Origin of the sequence: Paracoccus mangrovi (assembly GCF_042648425.1) — a bacterium.
GTDB classification, from domain to species: Bacteria; Pseudomonadota; Alphaproteobacteria; order Rhodobacterales; family Rhodobacteraceae; genus Paracoccus; species Paracoccus mangrovi.
Map to the genome: position 1 here is coordinate 1 of NZ_JBHRXJ010000033.1, position 2,500 is coordinate 2,500.

The 2,500-nt window shown below is 54.2% G+C and carries 2 rRNA genes (1 of these 2 cut by a window edge); both read right to left on the minus strand.

Going from position 1 to position 2,500, the window contains the following annotated elements:
• Nucleotides 1-117: 117 nt before the first annotated feature.
• Nucleotides 118-232 (minus strand): 5S ribosomal RNA (gene rrf / locus ACFOMH_RS20355).
• 87 nt (nucleotides 233-319) lie between these two features.
• A 23S ribosomal RNA gene (locus ACFOMH_RS20360) occupies nucleotides 320-2,500 on the minus strand (it continues 652 nt past the right edge of the window).

Below are 2,500 nucleotides of genomic sequence, written 5' to 3' on the forward strand. Positions count from 1 at the left end.
TGACCTTCAGGTTATGAGCCTGACGAGCTACCGGGCTGCTCTACCCCGCGCCAAGAGCATCGCGGTGATCTGCGGTGCTTTTTTTGATCGTTTAGAGAGATGATCGCTTCTTTTCAGGTCTGGCGGTGACCTACTCTCCCACGTCTTGAGACGCAGTACCATTGGCGCGACGGCACTTAACGGCCGAGTTCGGGATGGGATCGGGTGTTTTGCTCGTGCTAAAGCCACCAGACCAGAAAAGAAGCGATATCGGCGTTACCCTTTTGGGGTTTCGGTTGTCCAAGGATGCTTTTGGAAGAAGGTCTGTCTTCTTCCGGATCAAATCAAGCCAATCGAGCCATTAGTACCGGTCAACTGAACGCATTGCTGCGCTTACATCTCCGGCCTATCGACGTGGTGGTCTTCCACGGCTCTCAAGGGATACCTTGTTTTGAGGGGGGCTTCACGCTTAGATGCCTTCAGCGTTTATCCTGTCCGTTCATAGCTACCCAGCACTGCCGTTGGCACGACAACTGGTCCACCAGTGGAACGTTCACCCCGGTCCTCTCGTACTAGGGGCAACTCCTCTCAAGTATCCTACACCCACGGCAGATAGGGACCGAACTGTCTCACGACGTTCTAAACCCAGCTCACGTACCTCTTTAAATGGCGAACAGCCATACCCTTGGGACCTGCTCCAGCCCCAGGATGAGATGAGCCGACATCGAGGTGCCAAACGATGCCGTCGATATGGACTCTTGGGCATCATCAGCCTGTTATCCCCAGCGTACCTTTTATCCGTTGAGCGATGGCCCTTCCACTCGGGACCACCGGATCACTATGGCCGACTTTCGTCTCTGCTCGACTTGTCAGTCTTGCAGTCAGGCTGGCTTCTGCCATTGCACTCAACGAGCGATTTCCGACCGCTCTGAGCCAACCTTCGCGCGCCTCCGTTACTCTTTGGGAGGCGACCGCCCCAGTCAAACTACCCACCACGCAGGGTCCCGGACCCGGATAACGGGCCGCGGTTAGACATCAAGAGTGCGAAGGGTGGTATCTCAAGGATGGCTCCACGGCGACTGGCGTCACCGCTTCAATGCCTACCACCTATCCTGCACATCACAATCCTGATGCCAGTGCGAAGCTATAGTAAAGGTGCATGGGGTCTTTCCGTCTAACCGCGGGAAGTCTGCATCTTCACAGACAATTCAATTTCGCTGAGTCCACATTTGAGACAGCGGGGAAGTCGTTACGCCATTCGTGCAGGTCGGAACTTACCCGACAAGGAATTTCGCTACCTTAGGACCGTTATAGTTACGGCCGCCGTTTACCGGGGCTTCAATTCAATGCTTGCACATCTCCTTTTAACCTTCCGGCACCGGGCAGGCGTCAGACCCTATACGTCGCCTTACGGCTTCGCAGAGCCCTGTGTTTTTAGTAAACAGTCGCCACCCCCTGGTTTGTGCCCCCCGCCCATACTTGCGTACAAACGGGGCCTCCTTCTCGCGAACTTACGGAGGTATTTTGCCGAGTTCCTTAAATGTGGTTCTCTCAAGCGCCTTGGTATTCTCTACCAGTCCACCTGTGTCGGTTTAGGGTACGGTCTCATGGAGGGCTATTTCCAGGAACCCCTCAGCAGCCCGATCAATCCGTTAAGACCGAACTACCTCTGGGATCCGTCACCATCTCCTGGCCCAGGAATATTAACCTGGTTCCCATCGACTACGCCTTTCGGCCTCGCCTTAGGGGCCGGCTTACCCTGCTCAGATTAGCTTTAAGCAGGAACCCTTGGACTTTCGGCGACAGGGTCTCTCACCCTGTTTGTCGCTACTCATGTCAACATTCTCACTTCTGATCACTCCACCGGATGCCTTACAGCCCGGCTTCACAGTCAGAACAATGCCTCCAATGTATCCGAGGATACTAAGGAGGCAGCGTTCTATATCACAGAACGCTCCGCTACCGCGTGCATAAATGCACACCCAAAGCTTCGGCTCGTGGCTTGAGCCCCGTTACATCTTCGCCGCAAGACCTCTTATTTAGACCAGTGAGCTGTTACGCTATCTTTAAAGGATGGCTGCTTCTAAGCCAACCTCCTGGTTGTTTTGGAAGTCTCACATGCTTTCCCACTTAGCCACGAATTGGGGGCCTTAGCTGTTGGTCAGGGTTGTTTCCCTCTCCACGACGGACGTTAGCACCCGCCGTGTGTCTCCCGGATAGTCCTTCCTGGTATTCGGAGTTTACTTAGACTCAGTAAGGCTGTGGGCCCCCATCATCCATGTAGTGCTCTACCCCCAGGAGGATACGTCCGAGGCGCTACCTAAATAGCTTTCGCGGAGAACCAGCTATCTCCAGATTTGATTGGCCTTTCACCCCTAGGCACAAGTCATCCCGACCTTTTTCAACAGGTGTGGGTTCGGACCTCCAGTTGGTGTTACCCAACCTTCATCCTGCTCATGCCTAGATCATCTGGTTTCGGGTCTGATCCATCTAACTAAGTCGCCCATTTAAGACTCGCTTT